This window comes from Mycobacterium sp. NGS11 (genome assembly GCF_059813315.1).
Window position 1 is genome coordinate 104,551 of record NZ_JCALEJ010000007.1, and the last position, 21,553, is coordinate 126,103.

At 68.2% G+C, this 21,553-nt stretch carries 20 protein-coding genes; 9 read left to right on the forward strand and 11 right to left on the reverse strand.

Translation table 11 applies throughout. The features are described 5' to 3' along the window. Window positions 1–9: 9 nt before the first annotated feature. From AC5Y4T_RS11675 to AC5Y4T_RS11685, 3 genes are all read right to left on the reverse strand, one after another. Window positions 10–945, reverse strand: a complete 936-nt coding sequence (locus AC5Y4T_RS11675; protein WP_499948278.1) for a R2-like ligand-binding oxidase — start codon at window positions 943–945, stop codon at window positions 10–12. Next, window positions 942–1,637 carry a TetR/AcrR family transcriptional regulator gene (locus AC5Y4T_RS11680; RefSeq protein WP_499953045.1) on the reverse strand — a complete coding sequence of 232 codons (696 nt, stop codon included), beginning with the start codon at window positions 1,635–1,637 and terminating at the stop codon, window positions 942–944. Before AC5Y4T_RS11680 ends, AC5Y4T_RS11675 begins: the two co-directional genes overlap by 4 nt. 197 nt (window positions 1,638–1,834) lie before the next feature. After that, window positions 1,835–3,535, reverse strand: a complete 1,701-nt coding sequence (locus tag AC5Y4T_RS11685; protein ID WP_499953046.1) for an acyl-CoA dehydrogenase family protein — start codon at window positions 3,533–3,535, stop codon at window positions 1,835–1,837. Between the two features lie 124 nt (window positions 3,536–3,659). Between AC5Y4T_RS11685 and AC5Y4T_RS11690 the strand changes: the two genes are divergently transcribed. Beyond that, the gene (locus AC5Y4T_RS11690; protein ID WP_499917758.1) at window positions 3,660–4,640 is read left to right on the forward strand and encodes a phosphotriesterase family protein; all 981 of its coding nucleotides are present in this window, start codon (window positions 3,660–3,662) and stop codon (window positions 4,638–4,640) included. Next, window positions 4,633–6,105 (forward strand): AMP-binding protein, encoded by a 1,473-nt coding sequence (locus AC5Y4T_RS11695; RefSeq protein WP_499917757.1) that lies wholly within the window; start codon window positions 4,633–4,635, stop codon window positions 6,103–6,105. The genes AC5Y4T_RS11690 and AC5Y4T_RS11695 overlap by 8 nt, the downstream gene beginning before the upstream one ends. Here AC5Y4T_RS11695 and AC5Y4T_RS11700 read toward each other — a convergent pair. Further along, window positions 6,102–7,274 (reverse strand): acyltransferase family protein, encoded by a 1,173-nt coding sequence (locus AC5Y4T_RS11700; protein WP_499917756.1) that lies wholly within the window; start codon window positions 7,272–7,274, stop codon window positions 6,102–6,104. The two genes, AC5Y4T_RS11695 and AC5Y4T_RS11700, sit on opposite strands and share 4 nt — an antisense overlap. 169 nt (window positions 7,275–7,443) lie before the next feature. Here AC5Y4T_RS11700 and pgfA point away from each other — a divergent pair, with 169 nt between their 5' ends. Together pgfA and AC5Y4T_RS11710 are read left to right on the forward strand one after the other, a co-directional pair. Next, complete coding sequence (pgfA, locus tag AC5Y4T_RS11705) at window positions 7,444–8,748, forward strand: cell envelope lipid trafficking protein PgfA (protein WP_499917755.1); 1,305 nt, start codon at window positions 7,444–7,446, stop codon at window positions 8,746–8,748. 21 nt (window positions 8,749–8,769) lie between these two features. After that, window positions 8,770–10,488 (forward strand): MmpA family trehalose lipid delivery protein, encoded by a 1,719-nt coding sequence (locus AC5Y4T_RS11710; protein WP_499953161.1) that lies wholly within the window; start codon window positions 8,770–8,772, stop codon window positions 10,486–10,488. On the opposite strand, the gene AC5Y4T_RS11715 is transcribed toward AC5Y4T_RS11710, so the two are convergent. Further along, complete coding sequence (locus AC5Y4T_RS11715) at window positions 10,468–11,634, reverse strand: glycosyltransferase family 4 protein (RefSeq protein ID WP_499917754.1); 1,167 nt, start codon at window positions 11,632–11,634, stop codon at window positions 10,468–10,470. The two genes, AC5Y4T_RS11710 and AC5Y4T_RS11715, sit on opposite strands and share 21 nt — an antisense overlap. A 65-nt stretch (window positions 11,635–11,699) precedes the next feature. Here AC5Y4T_RS11715 and AC5Y4T_RS11720 point away from each other — a divergent pair, with 65 nt between their 5' ends. Beyond that, on the forward strand, window positions 11,700–12,467 hold the full coding sequence (locus tag AC5Y4T_RS11720) for a class I SAM-dependent methyltransferase (RefSeq protein ID WP_499917753.1): 768 nt from the start codon (window positions 11,700–11,702) through the stop codon (window positions 12,465–12,467). 95 nt (window positions 12,468–12,562) lie between these two features. After that, window positions 12,563–14,032 (forward strand): aldehyde dehydrogenase, encoded by a 1,470-nt coding sequence (locus AC5Y4T_RS11725; RefSeq protein ID WP_499917752.1) that lies wholly within the window; start codon window positions 12,563–12,565, stop codon window positions 14,030–14,032. 73 nt (window positions 14,033–14,105) lie between these two features. Here the strand turns inward: AC5Y4T_RS11725 and AC5Y4T_RS11730 are convergent, their stop codons facing one another. Then, the gene (locus AC5Y4T_RS11730; protein ID WP_499953047.1) at window positions 14,106–14,921 is read right to left on the reverse strand and encodes a crotonase/enoyl-CoA hydratase family protein; all 816 of its coding nucleotides are present in this window, start codon (window positions 14,919–14,921) and stop codon (window positions 14,106–14,108) included. Window positions 14,922–15,124: 203 nt separating this feature from the next. Between AC5Y4T_RS11730 and AC5Y4T_RS11735 the strand changes: the two genes are divergently transcribed. Together AC5Y4T_RS11735 and AC5Y4T_RS11740 are read left to right on the forward strand one after the other, a co-directional pair. Then, entirely contained in the window at window positions 15,125–15,256 is a 132-nt protein-coding gene (locus AC5Y4T_RS11735; protein ID WP_499953049.1) for a hypothetical protein, read from the forward strand. 8 nt (window positions 15,257–15,264) lie between these two features. Continuing rightward, entirely contained in the window at window positions 15,265–15,942 is a 678-nt protein-coding gene (locus tag AC5Y4T_RS11740; RefSeq protein WP_499953052.1) for a TetR/AcrR family transcriptional regulator, read from the forward strand. On the opposite strand, the gene AC5Y4T_RS11745 is transcribed toward AC5Y4T_RS11740, so the two are convergent. From AC5Y4T_RS11745 to AC5Y4T_RS11755, 3 genes are all read right to left on the reverse strand, one after another. After that, a complete protein-coding gene (locus tag AC5Y4T_RS11745; RefSeq protein ID WP_499917748.1) occupies window positions 15,925–16,221 on the reverse strand; it encodes a hypothetical protein in 297 nt (98 codons plus the stop codon). The genes AC5Y4T_RS11740 and AC5Y4T_RS11745 overlap by 18 nt on opposite strands. 20 nt (window positions 16,222–16,241) lie before the next feature. Next, window positions 16,242–17,768, reverse strand: coding sequence for a class I adenylate-forming enzyme family protein (locus tag AC5Y4T_RS11750; protein WP_499953055.1), 1,527 nt, complete (start codon window positions 17,766–17,768; stop codon window positions 16,242–16,244). 210 nt (window positions 17,769–17,978) lie between these two features. Continuing rightward, window positions 17,979–18,479 carry a methyltransferase family protein gene (locus AC5Y4T_RS11755; RefSeq protein ID WP_499953057.1) on the reverse strand — a complete coding sequence of 167 codons (501 nt, stop codon included), beginning with the start codon at window positions 18,477–18,479 and terminating at the stop codon, window positions 17,979–17,981. A 141-nt stretch (window positions 18,480–18,620) separates the two neighbouring features. Here AC5Y4T_RS11755 and AC5Y4T_RS11760 point away from each other — a divergent pair, with 141 nt between their 5' ends. Next, window positions 18,621–19,211: a TetR/AcrR family transcriptional regulator gene (locus AC5Y4T_RS11760; protein WP_499953059.1), complete on the forward strand. Its 591-nt coding sequence runs from the start codon at window positions 18,621–18,623 to the stop codon at window positions 19,209–19,211. On the opposite strand, the gene AC5Y4T_RS11765 is transcribed toward AC5Y4T_RS11760, so the two are convergent. Both AC5Y4T_RS11765 and AC5Y4T_RS11770 read right to left on the reverse strand, forming a co-directional pair. Beyond that, window positions 19,208–19,999, reverse strand: a complete 792-nt coding sequence (locus tag AC5Y4T_RS11765) for a crotonase/enoyl-CoA hydratase family protein (RefSeq protein WP_499953061.1) — start codon at window positions 19,997–19,999, stop codon at window positions 19,208–19,210. The genes AC5Y4T_RS11760 and AC5Y4T_RS11765 overlap by 4 nt on opposite strands. Before the next feature lie 141 nt (window positions 20,000–20,140). After that, complete coding sequence (locus AC5Y4T_RS11770; RefSeq protein WP_499917745.1) at window positions 20,141–21,550, reverse strand: WS/DGAT/MGAT family O-acyltransferase; 1,410 nt, start codon at window positions 21,548–21,550, stop codon at window positions 20,141–20,143. Window positions 21,551–21,553: the final 3 nt, after the last annotated feature.

The window sequence follows — 21,553 nt, forward strand, 5'->3', positions numbered from 1 at the left end:
GTTCCGCCGCTAGACGGCCGCCAGCGCCCGCTCGTCCTCGTCGGCGAAGGTGTCCTCGAGCTGCAGCGGTGAGTAGTCGAGGTCGATCTCGCCCAGCGGGCGCCCGCGGGCGCTCGAGATGGTGCCGAAGCGTCGCATCCCCTTGTCGGCGGCGTACTGCATGAACTCGTCCACCGACAGCCCGAAGGGCATCGGATCGTAGAGGGCGAAGCCTTCCTCGATCAGACGCAGGCCGAGCGGCATCAGCTCGTTCATCCGGGTTTCGAAGACACCCCAGTTGGCGTCGTCGGCGGCGACGTGGCGCCGGCAGGTGAAGGTGCCCCACGCCATGTGCCGTCGCTCGTCGTCGCCGATGCGCCGCACCAACTCCTGCATGCCGGGCAGGATGCCGCGTTCCACACAGATCTTGTGCCAGCCGAAGTAACCGGTCAGCGCCAGCATGCCTTCGACCATGTGGTTGTAGGTCACCGACGCCCGCACCTGGGCGGCCGGCGACGGATCGACCGTCAGCGCGTGCAGGCAGTCCGGCAGCTCCTCGTAGAAGATCGTGCGGTAGGTCGGCACGTCTTCGAGGAAGTCGTGCAGATCCTCGGTGATGCCGACGGCGTCCAGCCACATGCGGAACACCTGGACGTGCTTGGCCTCCTCGAAGGCGAACTGCGTCAGATACATCTCGTCGCCGAGCCGGCCTTCGGCCCGCATCGCGGCCATGAAGGGCTGAATGTCCTGGGTCACCGATTCCTCGCCGGCGATGAACTCGGCGCACAACCGGGTCGCGTAGTGGCGTTCGTCCTCGGTCAGGCGTTCCCAGTCCTCGCGATCGCGGGAAAAGTCGATGTCGGCCGGATTCCAGAATTTCGCGTTGCCGCCCGCAAAAAGCTTGAGCGGCAAGCTGTCCCAGTTCAGACCGCCCTCGACCATCGAGGCTATACGGGTTCTGTTCATGTGACCTCCTCAGATCGTTTAGGGGCTGAACTGACCGGCGGGGTTTTCGGCGCGGCCGAGAACGCGGCGGTCAGCACGGACACGAGCCGGCGCACCGCCAGTGCGGGCTGCTCCGGGGTCGGCTCGTCGAGCCCCAGAACCGGATCCAGCCCGCGCATGTAGGGCGCCAGTGCCAGGTGCGGAAAGATCAACAGCAGCAACGACAACAGCGCATCGGTGTCGGAATCCGCGCGCAGGTCGCCGCGGATGTGCGCCTCGCGGACGAGCGGGCGCATCACTTCCAGGTAGTGGCGGTGGATGACGTTCTGCACGCTGACGCGGGCTTCGGTGTCGACCTCCAGGGTCGCCGCGGCGTGCAGCGCGCGTTCGTGCGGATGGTCCGCGAAGTAGGCCACCCACGCGTCGAGCCAATCGGTGAGAAAGTCGAAGAAGGGCCGGCTCGGGTCGAGTTCGCGAATGCGGTCCTCCATGTAGGCCCGCACCCGCTGGCTGCCGATGTCGGCGATGAACGCATACAGGTCACGCTTGTCCGCGAAATACTGAAACAGGCTGCCCTTGGCGACCCCGGCGCGGCGTGCGATGACGTTCAGGCTGCCCCGGGAGAACCCATGGGCCCCGAACTCCGACTCCGCGGCTTCGATGATCGCGGCGCGACGGGTGGGATCGACGCGCGCCCAGGTGACCGTTGGCAATGACCCTCCTCAACTTAATGACCACTGGTCATCCTACTGTGATGGAGCTCACAGTCAAGGGTGGGCGCGGGCCATCGCCTCTCGCCTTGACGTCGCCCGACCAGGACCACTGTTGAGCGTGAAACTAACTTGACGCTCGCGGCCCAGCGTGAAACTAACTGCACGCTCGAGGGCGCCCGGCCCGCGGGAGCGCCAGCTCACGGCCGCATCGCGTACGCGCCATTCAGCGGAAGGACGTGATCCTTCCAAATCTGGTCGTAGCGCGCCGGGTCGTGGGCGGGCCGGCGGATCATCCGCAGCGCGAAGCGGGCTTGTTCGTCCGTCGTCGCGGGCTTGTCGGACAACTCCACGGCAAAAGCGTTGAAGTCGCGGACCAGCACGGCGAAGATCTCGTCGATCAACGCTTCGTCGACGCCCGACAGCCCGGCCTCCTCCAGGATGAGCTGAGCGTAGGGGACCGTCGCGAACAACTGACCGACGGCGAAGGCGAAGTCGATGTCCTTCTGCTGCGCGGCATCCGGGGTCGCGCCGGCCAGCATGTCGGCGAGCACGTCGATCTGCGAGCGCAGCAGCGCGACGTTGGGCAGATGCCCGAAGGTGTCGAACGGCGCGCGCCAGTCATGGAAGCGCACTTTGCCAAGCCCGCCGGTGGGCCCCTGCGCGAACAGGAAGGCGTCGTCGGCCGCGTCGTCCCGGCGGCCGAGCAACGGCAACGCGCTGTTGGGGGCGAACAGGAAGTTGGGCATGAACTTGGCGAGCAGCCCGATGTTGATGTGGACCGTGCCCTCCAGCCTTGGCAGCAGCCCGATTTCACGCGTCATCGCCTCGAAGATGGTGTCCTTCTCCACGCCCTTGGCGGCGATGACATCCCACAGCGCCGTGATCACGCGTTCGCCTTCGCTGGTGATCTTCGCCTTGGTGAGCGGGCTGTACAGCAGGTAGCGGCGGTCCTCGGCCGACGCGCTGCGCATGTAGTCGCACGCTCGGGTGGCGACCAGCCGCATCGCGACCAACCGCGCGTAGGCGTCGGTGAGCAGCCGGCGCACGTGGGTGAAGTCGGTGACGACGGTCCCGTAGAGGATGCGGTTGGACGCGTGGGTGACGGCCTCGTACATCGCGTGGGTGCACATGCCGACCGCGCCCCAGCCGAGGTTGTACTTGCAGACGTTGACGGTGTTGAGGGCGGCGTGGAAGGCCTCGGGACCGCGGTGCAGGATGTCGGCCTCGGTGACCGGGTAGTCGCGCAGCGCGTAGTTGGCCACGAAGTTCTGCGAGTTCACCACGTTCTTGATCAGGTCGTAGCGATCGTGCTGGGAGTCGGCGGCGAAGAACACGTACTCGTCGGTGCCGTCGAACTTGCCGAAGGTCGAGACCATCCGGGCCACGTTGGCGTTGCCGATGTAGTACTTCTCCCCGGTGGCGGTCCAGCCGCCATCCAGCGAAGGCGTCAAATTCATGTCGGTCTGGTAGACGTCCGCGCCGTGCGTCTGTTCCGACAGGCCGAAGGCGAAGACCTCGCCGGCTTCGAGCAACGCGGCCGCCTTGCGCTTGGCATCGGAGTTGGCGCTCATCCAGATCGGGCCCAGGCCCAGCGCGGTGACCTGGAAGGGATACCAGTAGTTCAGCCCGTAGAAGCCGACGATCTCGGCGAACGCACTGATCCGGTAGGTATCCCAGCGGCAGTCGTCGGCCCCGTAGGCGCTCGGGGTCAGCAATGACGCGAAGATGCGCTCCCGGCCGATGTGGTCCAAAAACTCCGAGTACCACACTCGTTCGTGATCGTCGGACTTCAACCGGGCCTTGCCCCGCGACTCGAAGAAGTCGACCGTCGCGGCCATGATCTCCCCCGAGCGACGGTCTGGGTACCGGCGTTGCAGGTTATTCGGATTGAGCAACATGACGTGACTCCCAGCGGGTTCTCGACCAAGACGAGGGTGACGGTACTGCAATAGGGCGGCCCTCGGGGCACCTGAAGCAAAACGGCTCTGTTGGTCACGTGCCGGCCGACCTAGCATCAGTGGCGTGTCAGAACTCAATACCGCTCGCGGGCCCATCGATACCGCCGCATTAGGCGTGACCCTCATGCATGAGCACGTGTTCATCATGACCACCGAGATCGCGGAGAACTATCCGGAAGCGTGGGGTGACGAAGACCAGCGTGTCGCCGATGCCATCGACCGGCTCAATGAGCTGAAGGCCCGTGGCGTGGACACCATCGTCGACCTCACCGTGATCGGCCTGGGCCGCTACATCCCGCGCATCGCCCGCGTGGCAGCCGGGACCGAGCTGAATATCGTTGTGGCAACGGGGCTTTACACGTACAACGACGTGCCTTTCCGGTTCCACTACGAGGGTCCAGGGGGTTTGCTGGGCGGCCCGGAGATCATGACCGAGATGTTCGTGCGCGACATCGAACAGGGCATCGCCGACACCGGCATCAAGGCCGGAATCCTCAAGTGCGCCACCGACGAGCCCGGCATCACCCCCGGCGTCGAGCGGGTGCTGCGCGCCGTCGCCCAGGCGCACAAACGCACCGGGGTGCCGATCTCCACGCACACCCACGCCGGCCTGCGGCGCGGCCTCGAGCAGCAGCGCATCTTCGAAGAAGAGGGCGTCGACCTGACCCGGGTGGTCATCGGGCATTCCGGCGACAGCACCGACATCGGCTATCTCGAAGAGCTCATCGCGGCCGGATCGTATCTGGGCATGGACCGGTTCGGCCTCGACGTGATCTCACCATTCGAGGAGCGGGTCCGGATCGTGGCGGAGATGTGCGAGCGCGGGCATGCCGACAGGATGGTGCTCTCGCACGACGCCAACTGCTACTTCGACGCGCTCCCCGAGGAGCTGGTGCCGCAGATGGCCCCGAACTGGCACTACCTGCACATTCACAACGACGTCATCCCGGCGCTCAAGGAACGCGGCGTCACCGACGAGCAGTTGCACACCATGTTGGTGGAGAACCCGCGCCGCATCTTCGAGCGACAGGGCGCGTATGAGTGAGCCGATCCCGCCGATCGGTACGCAGATTTCGGCGCTGGCCGAACTCGCGCCCGACGAGCCGGCGGTCACCTGCGACGGGGTGACCCTGACCCGCGCCCAACTCGACCGCTCGACGAATTGGTTGGCCCGCGCCTACGCCGAGCGCGGTGTCGGTGTCGGCGATTACGTGACGATGGTGCTGCCCAACTCAATCGAGTGGATCCAGGCCGCGGTGGCGTGCTGGAAGCTGGGCGCGGTGCCGCAGCCGCTATCGGCGCGGTTGCCCGACGCGGAGCTGGCGGGCTTGCTCGAGTTGCGACCGCCGGCCTTGCTGGTCGGGCGCGAGCATCGCCAGATACCCAGCGTGCCAATGGATTTCACGCCCGATCCGGCGCTGTCCGACGCCCCGCTGCCGGAGGCGGTTTCGCCGGTGTGGAAAGCGATGGGATCCGGCGGCAGCACCGGGCGGCCCAAGCTGATCGAGTCCGGCGGCGACAGCCGGATACCGTCGGCGATCGGCTATCCGCTGGGCGCCCAGGAGGGCGACACCACGCTGGTGCCGGTGCCGCTGTCGCACAACACCGGCTTCACCACCGCGACGATCGCGTTGCTGATGCGCCATCACCTGGTGCTGATGAGCCGGTTCGAACCGGAGCGGTTTCTGCGGCTGATCGCCGACCATCGCGTGACGTTCCTGACGACGGTGCCCACGATCATGCAGCGGACGCTACCGGTCTACCAGGCCGACCCGGATGCCTACGACCTGTCCTCGATCCGGCGGTTCTGGCACCTTGGCGCGCCCTGCCCGCCGGCCATCAAGCAGGCGTGGATCGACCTGCTGGGCGCGGAGAAAGTATGGGAGCTGTACGGCGGCACCGAATTACAGGCGCTGACGTTCATCTCCGGGGACCAGTGGCTGGCGCACCGCGGTTCGGTCGGCGTTGTGGTCGCCGGCGAGATGAAGGTGCTCGACGACGACGGCAACCCCTGCCCGCCCGGCGTGGTCGGCGAGATCTACATGCGGCCCGGCCCGGGCAGCGCGCCCACCTACCGCTACGTCGGCGCCACGGCGAAGACCCGCGACGGCTGGGACTCGCTGGGCGATCTCGGCTATTTCGACGCCGACGGCTTCCTGTTTCTCTCGGACCGCCGCGTCGACATGTTCACCGTCGGCGGCCGCAACGTCTACCCCGCCGAAATCGAGAACGCGCTGTCGGCGCACCCGGATGTGTTGTCCTGCCTGGTCGTCGGTGTCCCGCACGAGGATCTCGGCCAGGTGCCATACGCGCTTGTGCATCCGATCGACGGTTCGGAGCTGGATTCCGTTGGGGTGCAAGAGTTTCTGCGTGAACAAGTCGCGGGGCACAAGGTGCCGCACACCGTCGAGTTCGTCGACACCCCGCTGCGCGACGACGCCGGCAAGGCCCGCCGCTCGGCGGTGCGCGCCGAGATCCTGGAGCGCCTGGCGGCCGCGGAGGCGAGCTAGGGCGCGATCGCGTCCGCCTCGGCGTCGACGGCTTGGGCCTTTTCGTCCGGCCTGTCGCGTTTCTCCCAGCGGCGCAACGCTTCTCGGCACGGCGACTCGACCAGCGCGTAGCTCACCGCGGCGATCGCGAATCCGAAGATCAGCGTCAGCACCAGCACCGTGGGCATGCGGCCGGTGAACGGGAACGTCCCGAGCACCGGGAACACCATGGCCAGCGCCGCCAGGTGCCACACGAACAGCCCGTAGGACCACCGCCCCAGGGTCACCATGGCGGTGGTCCCCAGGACGCGATGCGGCGTGTCCACCCGATCGAGCACCAGCGGGGCGACGAGCGCGAAGGCCACCACAGAGCCCATCGCGGTCTTCACCGCGAACTGGCCGGGGGTGCCAGGCACCAGACCCTCGGGACCGGCCAGAGGTGACGCCGCGATCAGGTACGCGATGACCGCGACGGCGGCCATCACCAGGCGCCGGCGCGCGATGCGATGCGGCACCCCGACCCCACTGTTCACCCACTCGGCCAGCAGCATGCCGGCGGCGAACCAGGAGAAGAACGCCGGCGGCCAGTTGAGCGGATTCGTGCCGGACCCGGTATGAATGGGCGCCCAGCCCCACGCCCAGCTGAGGGCCCCCAGCGCGGCGATCGCCGGCACCCGGGCCCGCACCGGCAGCCTGCGGGCCAGCAGGGCCAGAATCGGCAACGCCAGGTAGAAGCTGACCTCCACCGACAGGCTCCACATCTGGGTCAGGCCGCCAGTCAGCGTCAGCGGCACGTAAATCTGGGTGAGCGTGAGGTTGGCCAACCACACCGTCAGGCTGGCGTGATCGGCGTCGGGCAACAGGGTCAGGATCACGACGACGGCGACCACATAGGCGGGCATGATGCGGACCACCCTGGACCGCAGATAGTGGCCAGTGGCCGGGCGGGGACCCAGATCCCTTGCCGCCGCGGCATGTCCGCGCCACAGCAGAAAACCAGACAACGCGAAGAACACCGCCACGGCGAGATCGAAGCGGCCGAACAGCCTGCCGGTGGCGCCGCTGGAGTGCCCGGTCTGGAACGCGACGTGCGTGACGACGACGCCCATGGCCGCGCAGGCGCGCATGCCTTCCACGGCCGGCAGGAAGCTGCGCACCCCGCCCACCCGCTGGTCATCGCTCACCACCACAGTGTGCCTGTGGTGCCATGCACGCCGAATGGGTACACCGGGGGGACCTCAACAGGTTGGTAAGCCGCCGCCTTACTTTCTGCTGTTAGGGTCAAACGAGTTTGCCCCGGGCTGCTGCTCGGGTCGGGTCGCGGCTGATGAAGCAAGGAATCGAGGAGGGCACAGCGACGTGAACCGAGCAGTCATGTTGCGGTTCGCCGCATGCGGGATCATCGGCCTCGGAGCTGCCCTGCTGATCGCCGCGCTGCTGTTGACGACGTACACCACCAGCCGGATCACCAAGGTTCCCCTGGACATCGATGCCACGCTGGTCGGGGACGGCACCGGGACGGCACTGGACTCCTCGTCGCTGTCGACCGACCACGTCGTCGTCAACCAGAACGTGCCGCTCGTCTCCCAGCGGCAGATCAGCGTCGAGTCCCCCGCCAACGCCGACGTGGTCACGCTGCAGGTCGGCAGCTCGTTGCGGCGAACCGACAAACAGAAGGACAGCGGGCTGCTGCTGGCGATCGTCGACACCGTCACGCTCAATCGCAAGACCGCGTTGGCCGTTTCGGACGACACCCATGCCGGCGGCTCGGTCCAGAAGCCGCGCGCCGTCAACGACGAGAACCCGCCCACTGCGATGCCGCTGCGACACGACGGGCTGTCCTACCGGTTCCCGTTCAACACCGAGAAGAAGACCTACCCCTACTTCGATCCGATCGCGCAGAAGGCGTTCGACGTCAACTATGAAGCCCAGGAAGACGTCAACGGGCTTTCCACGTACAAGTTCACCCAGAACGTCGGTTACAACTCCGACGGCAAGCTGGTGGCTCCGGTCGCGTACCCGTCGCTGCTGGCCGGCAACGAGGACGCCAAACAGACCACCTCGGCGTCGATGTGGGGCGTCCAGGGCGGCGATCCGAACGAGCAGATCACCATGACCCGCTACTACGCGGCGCAGCGCACATTCTGGGTGGACCCGGTGTCGGGCACCATCGTCAAGCAGACCGAGCACGCCGACCACTATTTCGCCCGCGACCCGCTCAAGCCGGAGCTCACCCTCGCCGACTACAAGGTCACCTCGAACGAAGACACCGTCGAATCCCAGGTCAACGCGGCCCGCGACGAGCGCGACCGGCTGGCGCTGTGGTCGCGGGTGCTGCCGATCACGTTCACCGCGGTCGGTTTGATCGCACTGATCGGCGGCGGGCTGCTCGCCTCGTTCAGCCTGCGCAGCGAGAGCGCGCTGACCGATCCCGGTCTCGACCGGGGCGACCAGGACTTCTTCGGCCGCAGCGGCCTCGAGGAACGGGTGCCGGGCGCCGAAGCCGAGACCGAGAAGCTGCCCACCCAGCGTCCCGAGGCGCGTGAAGAGTCCGGTCCGCCCGGCTCCGAACCACCTGTCTTACCCGGGAAGGCCGGGCCGGACGCGCCCACCGAGGCGGGACCGGCCGAGCCGCATCCGCCCGGCCCGCACGACCGGGAATAGCCCGGCTCGGATGCGTTGACCGTGCGCTGGACCCGGCCCGGGTACGCACTGGTCTTGGCGCTGCTGGTGGTTGGGCCGGTCCTGGCGCCCGGTTACCTGCTGTTGCGCGACGCGGTGTCGACGCCGCGGTCGTATCTCTCCGACACCGCGCTGGGGCTGACGGCGGCGCCGCGCGCCACACCCCAGGACTTCGCGGTGGCGCTGGCCTCCCATCTGGTCGACGGCGGCATCGTCGTCAAGGCCCTGCTGATTCTCGGGCTGTGGTTGGCGGGGTGGGGGGCGGCCCGGCTGATCGCGGTTGCGCTGCCGTGCGCGGGCGCTTCCGGCCAGTTCGTCGGCACCACCGTGGCGATCTGGAATCCCTATGTCGCCGAACGGCTTCTGCAGGGGCACTGGAGCCTGTTGGTCGGTTACGGCTGTCTGCCCTGGGTGGCGTCGGCAGTCCTGGCGCTGCGGACGACGGCGGCGAACCGGTCTGTGTTCTGCGGGCTGGCCTTCTGGGTCGCGCTGGCCGGGCTGACCCCGACCGGGCTACTGCTGGCCGCGACGGTGGCGCTGGTTTGCGCGGCGGCGCCCGGTACCGGCCGGTCGCGCCGGTGGTGCGCCGCGGCGGCGTCGGGTGCCGCGCTGGTGGCGGCGCTGCCTTGGCTGACGGCGTCGGTGGCGGGATCGTCGCTGACCGCCCACACGGCGGCGAACCGGCTCGGGGTCGAGGCGTTCGCGCCGCGCGCCGAGCCCGGGCTGGGCACCCTGGCCAGCCTGGCCAGTCTCGGCGGCATCTGGAACGGCGACGCAGTACCAGGTTCGCGCACAACGCTTTTCGCGGTGTTCTCGGCCGTGGTGCTGCTGGGGGTGGTGGCGGCGGGCCTACCGACGATCATCCGGCGCCCGGCGGTGGTGCCGCTGCTGGTGCTGGCGGCGGTGTCCGTGCTCGTGCCGGCGGCGCTGGCGACTGGCCCGGGCGTGGCGCTGCTGAGCGCGGTGGTCGACGCCGTGCCCGGTTTCGGGTTGCTGCGTGACGGCCAGAAGTGGGTAGCGCTGGCGGTGCCCGGCTACGCCCTGGCGGGTGCCGGTGCGGTGGTGACGCTGCGCCGGTGGCTACGGCTTTCCTCGAGCGCCGCCCCGGCGCTGGTCTGCTGCCTGACGCTGTTATTGGCCCTGCCCGACCTGGCCTGGGGTGTGTTCGGCAAGGTGGCGCCGGTGTGCTATCCGCGCGGCTGGACCGCCGTCGCCGCGGTGATCGATGCCCAGCCGGGGGCGGTCGCGGTGCTGCCCGCCGGCACCATGCGGCTGTTCTCCTGGTCGGGCCCGGCGCCGGTGTTGGACCCGCTGCCCCGCTGGGTGCGTGCCGACGTGCTCAGCACCGGTGATTTGGTGATCTCGGGGACCACCATTGCCGGGGAGGGAGCGCACGCCCGGGCGGTGCAGGAGCTCCTGCTGTCCGGATCCGATCCGGCGGCGCTGGCCGCTGCGGGCGTGGCCTGGCTGGTGGTGGAATCCGACAGCGCGGGCGACATGGGGGCGGCCGCGCGCACGCTGAACGCGGTGGCCCCCGCCTATCGCGACCACGAGATTGCGCTCTACCGGATCGGCGGTCAGACCGCCGGGGTGGCGGCCGGGCGGCGGACGGCGACGATGGTCGCACATCTCGCGTGGCTGACGATGCTGATCGGCGGTGGCGCCGGCGCGATGATCGGCGCGTGGCGTCGCCGCACCCGCTCAGTCCCGCCCGGTGACTAGCCCGCCGACCATGCGGCCGGCCCGTACGGCTTCCAGTACGCCGCACATCGCGTCCGCGCTCTGCGTCCAGGAGAATTCACCGCTGCGGGTGTGCGCCTTGGCGCCCAGTTGGTCGCGCAGCACCGGATCGGCGATCAGTTCTTCGAGCCGGTCCACCAGCTCGGCGTGGCTGTCCACCAGGATCCCGGTCACCTCGTCGACGATCGAGTCCGACAGGCCGCCCGAGGACCGGTAGCCGATGGTCGGCACCCGGTGCTGGGCCGCCTCCACGACGGCCAGACCCCAGCCCTCCTTGCGGGAGGGCAACAGGTGCACCCACGCCCGTTGCAGGACATGGTGTTTGGTCACGTCGTCGACATGCCCGTGGAACGTCACCGCCGAACCGATGCCGAGCCGCCGCACGTGCTCGACGAGCCGGTCGCGCCACCAGCCGTCGCCGACGATGTCCAGGTGCAGCCCCGGGATCCGCGGCAGCAGCCGCGCGACGGCCTCCAGGGCGTCCTCGATCTGCTTGTGCGGCACCAGCCGCGACAGCACCACCACCCGCGGCGCGGCCGACCGCGGGCCCGTCAGCGACTGCGCGGGCGCGCGGTCAAGACCGTTGCGCACCACCGCGATCTGCGCGCCGTTGACGCCCAGGCTCACCAGGTCGCGCGCGGACGGCAGCGACACCGTGACGTACTGGTTGTGCCGGTTCACCCGCGGCGACAGCGTCGACTCGACGAACCAGCCGAGCCGGCCGAGCACGGGCCCGGCCACCGGCCACTGTTCGCGATGGCAGTGGTGCACCAACACCACCGTGCGGCGGCCATAGATCAGCCGGGCCAGGAAAGGCAGGCCGTTCTGGGTGTCGACGACCACGTCGGGCCGCACCGCGCGCAGCGGCCCGAGCCCCAGCCGCGCCGAGGCCATCGCCAGCAGGGCCCAGACGTACACCGAGTAGCGGCCGCCGGCCCGGTTGATTCGCACGCCGTCGACGACCTCCCGGCGCGGCGCCCCGGGGTAGCGGGCGGTGCGCAGCGTGACGGCGATTCCCGATGCGGCCAGCTGCGCGCCGATGCGCTGCAAATACGCTTCGCTGCCGCCGCCCTGGGGGTGCCCGGTATCGCGCCAGCACAGCAGCAGCACGGAGCGCAAGGAAGACATCGGTCGTCAGCCTAACCGGCGAGGATGTGCATCGGGCAGCGCCACACATCCGTAGGGTGTGGCCGGTGGCGGCCACCGACATCTTCGCGCGCCGGGCGACGCTGGCCCGCTCCATGCGGCTGCTGTCGGAGTTTCGCTACGAGCAGCCGGATCCGGCCCGCTTCTACGGCGCCCTGGCGGCCGACACGGCGGCCATGGTGAGCGACCTGTGGCGGGCCGCCCACGGCGAGCCGCTTTGCGGCCGCACGCTGCTCGACGTCGGCGGCGGCCCGGGTTACTTCGCGGCGGCCTTCACCGATGCCGGCCTGCGCTATGTCGGGGTCGAACCCGACCCCAGCGAGATGCATGCGGCCGGGCCCGCCGTCGCCGCCCGGACGGGGACCTTCGTGCGGGCCTCGGGAATGGCGCTGCCCTTCGCCGAGGACTCCGTGGACATCTGCTTGTCCTCCAACGTCGCCGAGCACGTGCCGCGGCCCTGGCAGCTCGGCGCCGAGATGCTGCGGGTGACCAGGCCGGGCGGGCTGGCCGTGCTGTCCTACACCGTCTGGCTGGGGCCGTTCGGCGGTCACGAGACGGGCCTGGCCCATTACCTCGGCGGCGCCCGCGCCGCCGCGCGCTACGCCCGCAAACACGGCCACCGACCCAAAAACGACTACGGGTCGTCGTTGTTTGGGGTGTCGGTGGCGGAGGGGCTGAGCTGGGCCGAGAACACCGGGGCCCTGGTAGCCGCATTTCCCCGCTACCACCCACGATGGGCATGGTGGCTGACGGGTGTGCCGGTGCTGCGCGAGTTCCTGGTGAGCAATCTGGTGCTGGTCCTGCAACCCCAATAGTGAAACGTGTTCTCGTTTTGCTCTGGCTTGGGTAGGGTGGCGCGCATGCCCGCGGCGACGATGCAGCGCGGAGCAATGAGGAGGAGCGGCGGAACATGACCGACATCAAGACCGAATACGACAAGCTTTTCATCGGCGGCAAGTGGACGGAGCCGTCGACCTCCAAGGTGATCGAGGTGCGCTGTCCGGCCACCGGTGAGTACTTCGGCAAGGCGCCCCTGGCGGCAGCGGCCGACGTCGACGCGGCGGTCGCCGCGGCCCGCGCCGCTTTCGACAACGGCCCCTGGCCCACGACGCCGCCGAAGGAACGCGCGGCCGTCATCGCCAACGCCGCCAAGCTGATGGAGGAGCGCAAGGAGCTGCTGAGCGCGCTGCTCGCCGGCGAGACCGGCCAGCCGCCGACCACCATCGAGACGATGCACTGGATGGGCTCGATGGGCGCGATGAACTTCTTCGCCGGCCCGGCCGTCGACCAGGTCAAGTGGCGCGAGATCCGCAACGGCTCCTACGGACAGACCATCGTGCACCGCGAGCCGATCGGCGTGGTCGGCGCGATCGTGGCCTGGAACGTGCCGCTGTTCCTGGCGGTCAACAAGCTGGGCCCCGCGTTGCTGGCCGGCTGCACCGTAGTGCTCAAGCCGGCCGCCGAAACACCTTTGACCACAAATGCTTTGGCGGACATCTTCGTCGAGGCCGGCCTGCCCGAAGGCGTGCTGTCGGTGGTGCCCGGCGGCATCGAGACCGGCCAGGCGCTGACCTCCAACCCAGACGTCGACCTGTTCACGTTCACCGGCAGCTCCGGCGTCGGCAAGGAGATCGGCCGGCGCGCCGCGGAAATGCTCAAGCCGTGCACGCTCGAGCTCGGCGGTAAGTCGGCCGCGATCGTCCTCGAGGACGTCGACCTGGCGTCGGCGGTCCCGATGCTGGTGTTCTCCGGCATCATGAACACCGGGCAGGCCTGCGTGGGCCAGACCCGCATCCTGGCGCCCCGCTCGCGCTACGACGAAATCGTGGATGCGGTCAGTCAATTCGTGCAGGCGCTACCGGTTGGGCCGCCGTCGGACCCGGCCGCCCAGATCGGGTCGCTGATCTCGGAGAAGCAGCGCGCCCGCGTCGAGGGTTACATCGCCAAGGGCATCGAGGAGGGCGCCCGGCTGGTGTGCGGCGGTGGCCGTCCCGAGGGCCTGGACAGCGGCTTCTTCGTGCAGCCCACCGTCTTCGCCGACGTCGACAACAAGATGACGATCGCCCAGGAGGAGATCTTCGGGCCGGTGCTGAGCATCATCCCGTTCGACACCGAGGAGGACGCGATCAAGATCGCCAACGACTCGGCGTATGGCTTGGCCGGCAGCGTGTGGACCACCGACATTCCCAAGGGCATCGAGATCTCGGAGAAGATCCGCACCGGGACCTACGCCATCAACTGGTATGCGTTCGACCCGTGCTGCCCGTTCGGCGGTTACAAGAACTCCGGCATCGGCCGCGAGAACGGGCCCGAGGGCGTCGAGCACTTCACGCAACAGAAGAGCGTGCTGATGCCGATGGGCTACACCGTCGAAAGCTAGGGCTTGACGCGCAGTGTCACGCCAGGGTGACGCGCGGCGTCCCGCACCACGCTCGCGTGACGCTCGAGCCCGGTCAGCGGCCGTAGAACTGGGCGTCGCGACGTTCGACGAACGACTGCACTCCCTCGGCGGCGTCCTGGCTGGCGAAGAGTTCGATGACGGCCGGGCGTAGCCGTTCGATCGCCGCAGCTTCCCCGCGATCGCGCGCCAGATGGGCCGACTCCAGCGTCGCCCGCACACCCAGCGGCGCGGCGCGATCGGCGATGGTGTGCGCGATGTCGCGAGCCCGGGCCAGGCCCGCCGCGGCGTCGTCGGCCACCTCCTGGACCAGTCCGATGCGGTGCGCCTCGGCGGCGTCGAACTCCTCGCCGGTGAGCAGCCAGCGCATCGCGTTGCCCCACCCGGCGGTTGGGGGCAGGCGGATCGTCGCACCGCCGAACGGATAGATCCCGCGCTGCACCTCCAGCTGTGTGAACCGGGTGCCGGTCGCCGCGATGCGGATGTCTGCGGCCAGCAACAACTCGATGCCCAGCGTCATGCACCAGCCGTGCGCCACGGCGACCAGTGGCGTGGTCCAGGTGCCGTCGAGGCGCCAGGGATCGCGGCCATCGTCCGGAAAGGACAGCTCCCCGCTCGCGATCCCCGGGCCGACGTCGACCAGATCCAGACCTGCGGTGAAGTGGTCGCCCTGCGCGAACAGCACGCCGGCCCGCACCGAGGGATCGGACTCCAGCACGCCGTAGGCGCGGGAAAGGTCGGCGAGCATCGCCCGGTCGAACGCGTTGCGTTTGTGCGGTCGGTTCAGCCCGATGAGTAGGACATGGCCGTCGCGCCGCAGCGCCACGGTGTCCAGTTCCGGCAGGGGCGGGGGCTCGGGGCTGCTGACCATCCGCCCAGTGAAGCGGAAATCTATGAATTATGCAATAAGACATAATCTCGGACTTGTTTAAGTGCACGTAAGCGGCGGCCTCGTCCACCAGGCAGAAGATTCTGCGACTTACGTCACACCGCGCCTGAGAAATAGATTAATTTACAAATGTCTTATATGGTTCATAGCATAATCTAGGGCCCTACACAGGCCGGGAGAACATCATGTGGATCATCGAGCTCAACGTCGCCGGCTACCAATTCACCCGCGAGATGCCGGACTTGCGGCGCCGCACATTTCGCTTCACCCCACGCCAAATGCACTGGCCGGCGTTGCGGCACTCGCACGCTGCATGAGTCGGGCCATGGAAGGTACTCGAACGCCGACTATCGGGAAGGCCGCGCCGGACCAAGCCCCGGCGAAACGTGGGGGCACCCGGACGAAAATGTTGGCCAGCGCCGCCGAGGTGATGCGCGAACGAGGAGCCGCGGGCGTCACCATCGACGCCGTGCTCGCCCGCAGCGGCGCCCCACGCGGTTCGGTTTACTACCACTTTCCCGACGGGCGCAACCAGATCCTGACCGAGGCACTGCGGTACTCCGGTGACTCGATCACGGCCATCATCGACGAGGCCGCCGGCCGGGGCGCCCGGGTGTTGTTGCAGGAATTCGTCGGGTTCTGGGAGCGGCTGCTCACCGAGGGCGGATTCACCGCCGGCTGCCCGGTCGTGGCGGCGGCGATCGGCTGTTCGGACGGCGACGGCCCGAAGCTCTCCACCGAGGCCGGCGCGATCCTGGGCCGCTGGTGCACCGCGCTCACCCGGGCATTCGTCAACGACGGCTTCGACCAGGCCGATGCCGCGTCGCTGGCCGTCATGTCGATCGCCGCGCTGGAGGGCGCCATCGTGCTCTCCCGCTCCACGCGCAATGCGGGCCCGCTACACCAGGTGGGTGAGCAGCTCGAATTCCTGATCAAGGCAAAGGAATTCGTTGCCCGGAACAAGATTTCCGGAAAGCAGGGCGGCTCAGTCGCTGGCCGGTAACGGCTTGACCTCTTTGAGCTGCAGGGCGGTTTGCCCGATGCTCAGGCTTCCCGCACCCGGCTTGGTCACCAGTACCTCGGCACCGGTTTCGTCGACGTAGCGCTTGCCCATCACCGTGCCGCCGGCGAACGCCGGGTCCAGTTCGCCCGACCGCTCACCACCGACCGGCACCATCGGCGCACCCCCACACCGCAGATCGTCCAGGCTGTCGGAACTTCTGACGACGATCACCTGGGTGTCACAGACCTGGCTGGCGAGACGAGTTCCGTTCTTGATCATTGATTTCCGTCCTTGATCGCTTACTGCTGGGCCGGCGCGGCGCGCAATCCGGTCAGGGTCTGGATGATCTCCCGCCGCAAGACCTTGCCGGTGGCGGTGGTGGGCAGCTCGTCGCGAAACACTACCTCGTCGGGAGTGCGCGATCCGCGCAAACTCTTGCGGACGAAGTCGCGCAATTCTTCGGGGTCGGGCTCCACGCCCGCGGCGGGCACCACCACCGCGACGATCGCCTGCCCCCACTGCGGGTCCTCGACACCAACCACGGCGACGTCACGCACGTGGGGGTGCTCGACCAGGACCTCTTCCAGCTCGGCGGGCGCGATGTTCTCGCCGCCGCGGATGATGGTGTCGTCGCTGCGCCCGCCGATGAACAGGTAGCCCTCGTCGTCGAGCATGGCGATGTCCTTGGTGGGAAACCAGCCGTTTTCGTCGAGCACCGAACCGATCCCGGTGTAGCGGCCCGACACCTGCTCGCCCCGCACAAACAGCTCGCCCGTCGCACCCGGCGGCAGCACATGGCCGGCCTCGTCGCGGATCTGCAGCTCGATGCCGGCGACGGCTTGGCCCACCGATCCCAGCCGGCGGGCGACATCGGGCGTATCCGCCGCCTGCGCCGCGCGATGGTCGTCGGGCGTCAACACCGCGATCGTCGAGCTGGTCTCGGTCAGGCCGTACGCGTTGACGAAGCCCACGTCGGGCAGCAGCTCGAGTGCACGGCGGACCAGCGGCAGCCCGACCTTGGAGCCGCCGTAGGCCAGGTTGCGCAACGACGGCAGTTCGATGGCCGTCCCGTCGCCGTTCTCCAGCACGGTGACGATGCGGTCCAGCATGGTCGGCACCACCGTCGCGGTGGTCACCTTCTCGGCGTTGATCAGCCGAACCCATTCCCGCGCATCGAAATTCGGCAGGTACACCATCTTGCGGCCGGCATAGAGATTCGACAGCGCGGCGCTGATCCCGGCGATGTGATACGGCGGCACGCAGATCAGGGCGGCGTCGGTCTCGGAGGCCGCCCCGAATTCCACCGTGCCGGTGACGTAACTGGTCAGGTTGTTGTGCGAGAGTTCGACGGCCTTGGGCTGCGACGTGGTGCCCGAGGTGAACAGCACGATCGCGACGGAGTCCGGATCGGGGAACGCGAGGCCTTCAGTGGCCGGTTCGGCGGTGCGCGCGGCCGCCAGGAAATCGTCGGACACCATCATCCGGTCCGACACGTCGCCGACGGCGTCGCGGTAGCGACTGTCGACGATCACCAACGGGTCGGGCAGCCGCTCGATCAGCGCCTGGATCCCCTCGGCGGAAAGCCGGTAATTGATCGGGGTGAAGGTCACCCCGGCGCGCGCCGCGGCGAAGATCAGCACCGGCAGCATCGCGCCGCCGGTGCCAACGTACGCGACATGCTTGGCATTCGACCCGGCGATCACCCCCGCGCCGCCGTCGGCGAGCTCGCTGAGCTGTTGTGTTGTCAGCCGCAGGTCTCCGGATACCACCGCCGTGCGTTCGGCGTTGCCCGATGCGGCCATCTCCAGCAGCAACGAAATGCTCATCCTCGATCTTTCTGGATTCCCGGCCCTTTACAAATCTCGCCTGCAGTGTAACTCAGCCGGGTTGTCCCCCGATGCCGAGCTTGCCGCGTGACAGGCGCCCTGGTCACGGCGGGTCCGTCGGCTCTGACGGCACGGCCGTTTGAGCCCTCGTCAACAGCGAACGGACAGGAAACCAAAATTCGATCAGTGCCGGGGCGCTTCGCCACCGCCTCAGCGACTTACGGGCGGATCCCAGGCCGAGACCCGCGGGATCCAGCGTGGCACGTTGGCCCGATAGTCGACGTATTCACCGCCATAGCGCTCGGTCAGATGGGGCTCCTCCCAGAACCGAATGGCGATCGCCTGGAACGTGAAAAAGATTGCGAACCAGAGCAATAGCGAGCCCGACGCGGTGACGGCCGCCTCGCCGAGCAGGATGCACAGCACACCGGTGATCATCGGGTTCCGCACATGCCGGTAGGGGCCCCGCACGACCAGATGCAGCGGCTCTCCCATCACATCTCCCAGCCCAAGCGTCCCCTCGCCCACTCGGTCGAACAGCACGTTTGTCCAGATCATCAGAGCCACGCCGGCGGCGATCAGTAGAAAGCCGACAGTGATCAGTCCGGCCGTCAGCGCGGCATCCAGGTGCGGCGCGCGCACGCCTGCCGGAAAGACGATCAGGGCCGGCACCACGAGCGTCACCGTCACCGGGAACAGCAGGACGGACATCAGGTGTCGCCACCAAAGGCGTCGTCGTGTGCTCGTCTCCATGGAAGACCTCCTCCGTGTCGAAACTTCAACCTCCGTTCAACAACTAACGTACGCCGCACGGCGAGATTTGCCAACGCTTGTTGAAGTATCCTGGCGCGCATGCCAGGAGCGCGGCGTCCCGGCCGGTGGCGCACCGGTCAACTGAACCGCCAGCGCATCATCGACGCGGCGCGCGAACGCTTCATGCGCGACGGGTACGACCGGGCCACCGTCCGCGCGATCGCGGCCGACGCCGGTGTGGACGTCGCGATGGTCTACTACTTTTTCGGCAATAAGGAAGGCCTGTTCACCGCGTCCACGCTGACCGGTCCCGAGCATCCGTTGCACCAGCTGGCCACGCTGCTCGACGAGGGCACCCAACGGATCGGCGAAAGGCTGGCGCGGCGCTTCCTCGAGCACTGGGAGGAAGGCGCCGTCTTCGAACCGTTCCTGACGCTGTGGCGCTCGGCGGCGATGCACCCCGAGGCGCGAAAAGTGTTGCACGACAGTCTCGCCGGCCCAATCGCCACGCGGGTCGCGAAAGAATTCGGGGTGGCCGATGCCGAGCTACGGGTCGAGCTGGTGGCAAGCCATCTGGCCGGGCTCGCTTTCGCGCGCTACCAGCTGAAGATAGAGCCACTCGCGTCGACCACCGTCGAGGACCTCGTCGGCTGGCTGGGGCCGACGCTGCAGCGCTATCTGACCGATTAGGTGCCCGTCCACTTGGGTGGGCGCTTCTCGGCGAACGCGATGGCACCCTCCTTGGCGTCGTTGGAGGAGAACACCGGAGTCAGCAGCTTGTTCTGCTCGGCGAACATCTCGTCGGGGCTCCAGCCCCGGGACTCGACGATGATCCGCTTGGTGGCCGCCACCGCGAGCGGCCCGTTCGCCGCGATCTTTTCGGCCAGCTCGATCGCGGCGTCCAGCGCGGCGCCCGGCTCGGCCAGCACGTTCACCATGCCCAGCGCATGCGCGCGCTCGGCGCTCAGGTTCTCGCCGGTCAGCGCCAGTTCCATGGCGATCGCGGACGGGATGCGCTGCGGCAGCCGCAGCAGCCCGCCGCCACCGGCGACCAGCCCACGCTTGACTTCAGGAATGCCGAACGCGGCGTCCTTCGAGGCCACGATCAGGTCGGTGGCTAAGGCCAGCTCGGTGCCGCCGGCCAGCGCGTAGCCCTCCACCGCGGCGATCAGCGGCTTGACCGGGGGCCGCTCGGTGAAGCCCATACCCCGGCCCTCGACGATGGGAAGCTCGCCGCGGGCGAAGGCCTTGAGGTCCATGCCGGCGCAGAACGAACCGCCCGCGCCGGTCAGGATGCCCACCGAGAGGCCGGTCTCGTTGTCGAGCCGATCCACGGCCGCGGCCAGGCCATTGGCCACCGCGGAGTTGACCGCATTCTTGGCCTTGGGCCGGTTGATCGTGATGATGAGGATTCGATCCCGTTGTTCGACCAGAACTTCGGGTTCTTCGGTGCCGGCCTCTTGATTTCCACTGCTCACGGTGCCGCGGCTCCTTACACGGATCGGTGGCTCTGGGATAGCTGCTGTCGGACCGATGGTAACGGTCGGCGGAAATGGCGTTAACAGCCCAAAGAGATTCGGCTTACCGCCAACGCCGAGTCGGCCAGGAATCCGTGTCGATCACGCCGGGGCCATTGCCGCTTCGATGACCGTTAGGTTCTCGGAAAGCCCTGCGGCCCTGCGTATCTCGATGAAGTCGGCGACCATGGCGTCGGAAACCTCGTGCGGGTCCTCGAGCGTGGAGCCGTCCGAGAGCACTGAGATGTTGAGCTGATCGACGTAACTCCACACGGTGATGTTGAGGCCGCTGCCGGCGGTCAATGGGCCCACCGAATAGATCTCGGTGACCAGCGCACCGCCCACCCGGCCGCGTTCCCGGGGGCCGGGCACGTTGGAGATGTTCAGGTTGAGGATCTTGTTGTGTCCGTCGCGACCGGAGGCCCAGCGGAAGAAGGCCTGGGTGGGCGCCGGGGGCATGTAGGCCGCCCACCTGCTGACCAGCTCCGGCCCCATCAGCTGGTTGCTTTCCTTTGCGGCGATGGCGTTTTCGTGGCAGCACCGCACCCGCTCCAGCGGATCGTCGGAGTTCGTCGGCAGGCCCACCAGTACGCCGGTGAAGCGATTGCCCGAGATCCGTTCGGGCGAGAAGTCGAAACTCATCGGCACCGACGCGAGCAGCGGTTCGGCCTTGCCGTCGTATCGCAACAACAAGGTGCGCAGGGCGCCGGTCGCCATGGCCAGCACCATGTCGTTGATCGTCGCCCCGAGCCGCTTGCCGGTCTCCTTGACGTCGGCCAGGGCCAGGGTGGCGGTCGCGAACCGCCGTTCCGGGGTGATCTTGTGGTTCATGAAGGTCGGCGGCGGCTCGAACGGCCGCGTCAGTTCCGGGGAGAGTTTGCGGGAGCTGCGGCGCACCCGGCCCAGGCCCTGGGCGGTGTAGCGGAAGGTGTGGGGCAGCGCTCCGACATGGCGCATGTGGTCGGCGAATGCCGATGCCATCAGCTGCCGCGTGGTGGGCGCCGGGTCGCACACGTACGGACCGCCCTCCGGGCCGGGCTGCAGGTCCATGCCCCGGGCCAACAGGTTCGCGGACGCGACGCCGTCGGCCAGCGCGTGATGGATTTTGCCGACGACCGCGATCCGGTTGTTGGCCAAACCCTCCACGAAGTACATCTCCCACAGCGGACGGCTGCGGTCGAGTTGCGTGCTGGCGATCTGCCCGATGGCCTCGTCCAGTTCGCGCCGGCCCCCTGGCGGCGACACCCGCCAGGGGCGGATGTGATAGTCCAGGTCCAGGTCGCAGTTCTCTCGCCACATCGGGTGGTGTAAGTGCAGCGGCACCTCGACGAGCTGGTAGCAGAACGGATCGAGCTTGTTCAGCCGCCCGGCGATGACTTCACGAAACGTGTCGACGTTCAGCGAGCGGCGGTCGGCGTCCAGCTCGATCACGGCCGCTTTGATGGTGTGCATGTGGACGTTCGGCGTTTCGCTGTACAGGAGTACGGCGTCCCACCCGCTAAGCCTCTTCACCGC

What these genes read in the sequence shown, in the direction of transcription:
- AC5Y4T_RS11695 (WP_499917757.1), top strand. Translation starts at nt 4,633, where the DNA reads ATGAGTGAGCCGATCCCGCCGATCGGTACGCAGATTTCGGCGCTGGCC.
- AC5Y4T_RS11725 (WP_499917752.1), top strand. Translation starts at nt 12,563, where the DNA reads ATGACCGACATCAAGACCGAATACGACAAGCTTTTCATCGGCGGCAAG.
- AC5Y4T_RS11750 (WP_499953055.1), bottom strand. Translation starts at nt 17,768, where the DNA reads ATGAGCATTTCGTTGCTGCTGGAGATGGCCGCATCGGGCAACGCCGAA.
- AC5Y4T_RS11740 (WP_499953052.1), top strand. Translation starts at nt 15,265, where the DNA reads ATGGAAGGTACTCGAACGCCGACTATCGGGAAGGCCGCGCCGGACCAA.
- AC5Y4T_RS11685 (WP_499953046.1), bottom strand. Translation starts at nt 3,535, where the DNA reads ATGTTGCTCAATCCGAATAACCTGCAACGCCGGTACCCAGACCGTCGC.
- AC5Y4T_RS11715 (WP_499917754.1), bottom strand. Translation starts at nt 11,634, where the DNA reads ATGTCTTCCTTGCGCTCCGTGCTGCTGCTGTGCTGGCGCGATACCGGG.
- AC5Y4T_RS11755 (WP_499953057.1), bottom strand. Translation starts at nt 18,479, where the DNA reads ATGTCCGTCCTGCTGTTCCCGGTGACGGTGACGCTCGTGGTGCCGGCC.
- AC5Y4T_RS11760 (WP_499953059.1), top strand. Translation starts at nt 18,621, where the DNA reads ATGCCAGGAGCGCGGCGTCCCGGCCGGTGGCGCACCGGTCAACTGAAC.
- AC5Y4T_RS11675 (WP_499948278.1), bottom strand. Translation starts at nt 945, where the DNA reads ATGAACAGAACCCGTATAGCCTCGATGGTCGAGGGCGGTCTGAACTGG.
- AC5Y4T_RS11730 (WP_499953047.1), bottom strand. Translation starts at nt 14,921, where the DNA reads ATGGTCAGCAGCCCCGAGCCCCCGCCCCTGCCGGAACTGGACACCGTG.
- AC5Y4T_RS11745 (WP_499917748.1), bottom strand. Translation starts at nt 16,221, where the DNA reads ATGATCAAGAACGGAACTCGTCTCGCCAGCCAGGTCTGTGACACCCAG.
- AC5Y4T_RS11735 (WP_499953049.1), top strand. Translation starts at nt 15,125, where the DNA reads ATGTGGATCATCGAGCTCAACGTCGCCGGCTACCAATTCACCCGCGAG.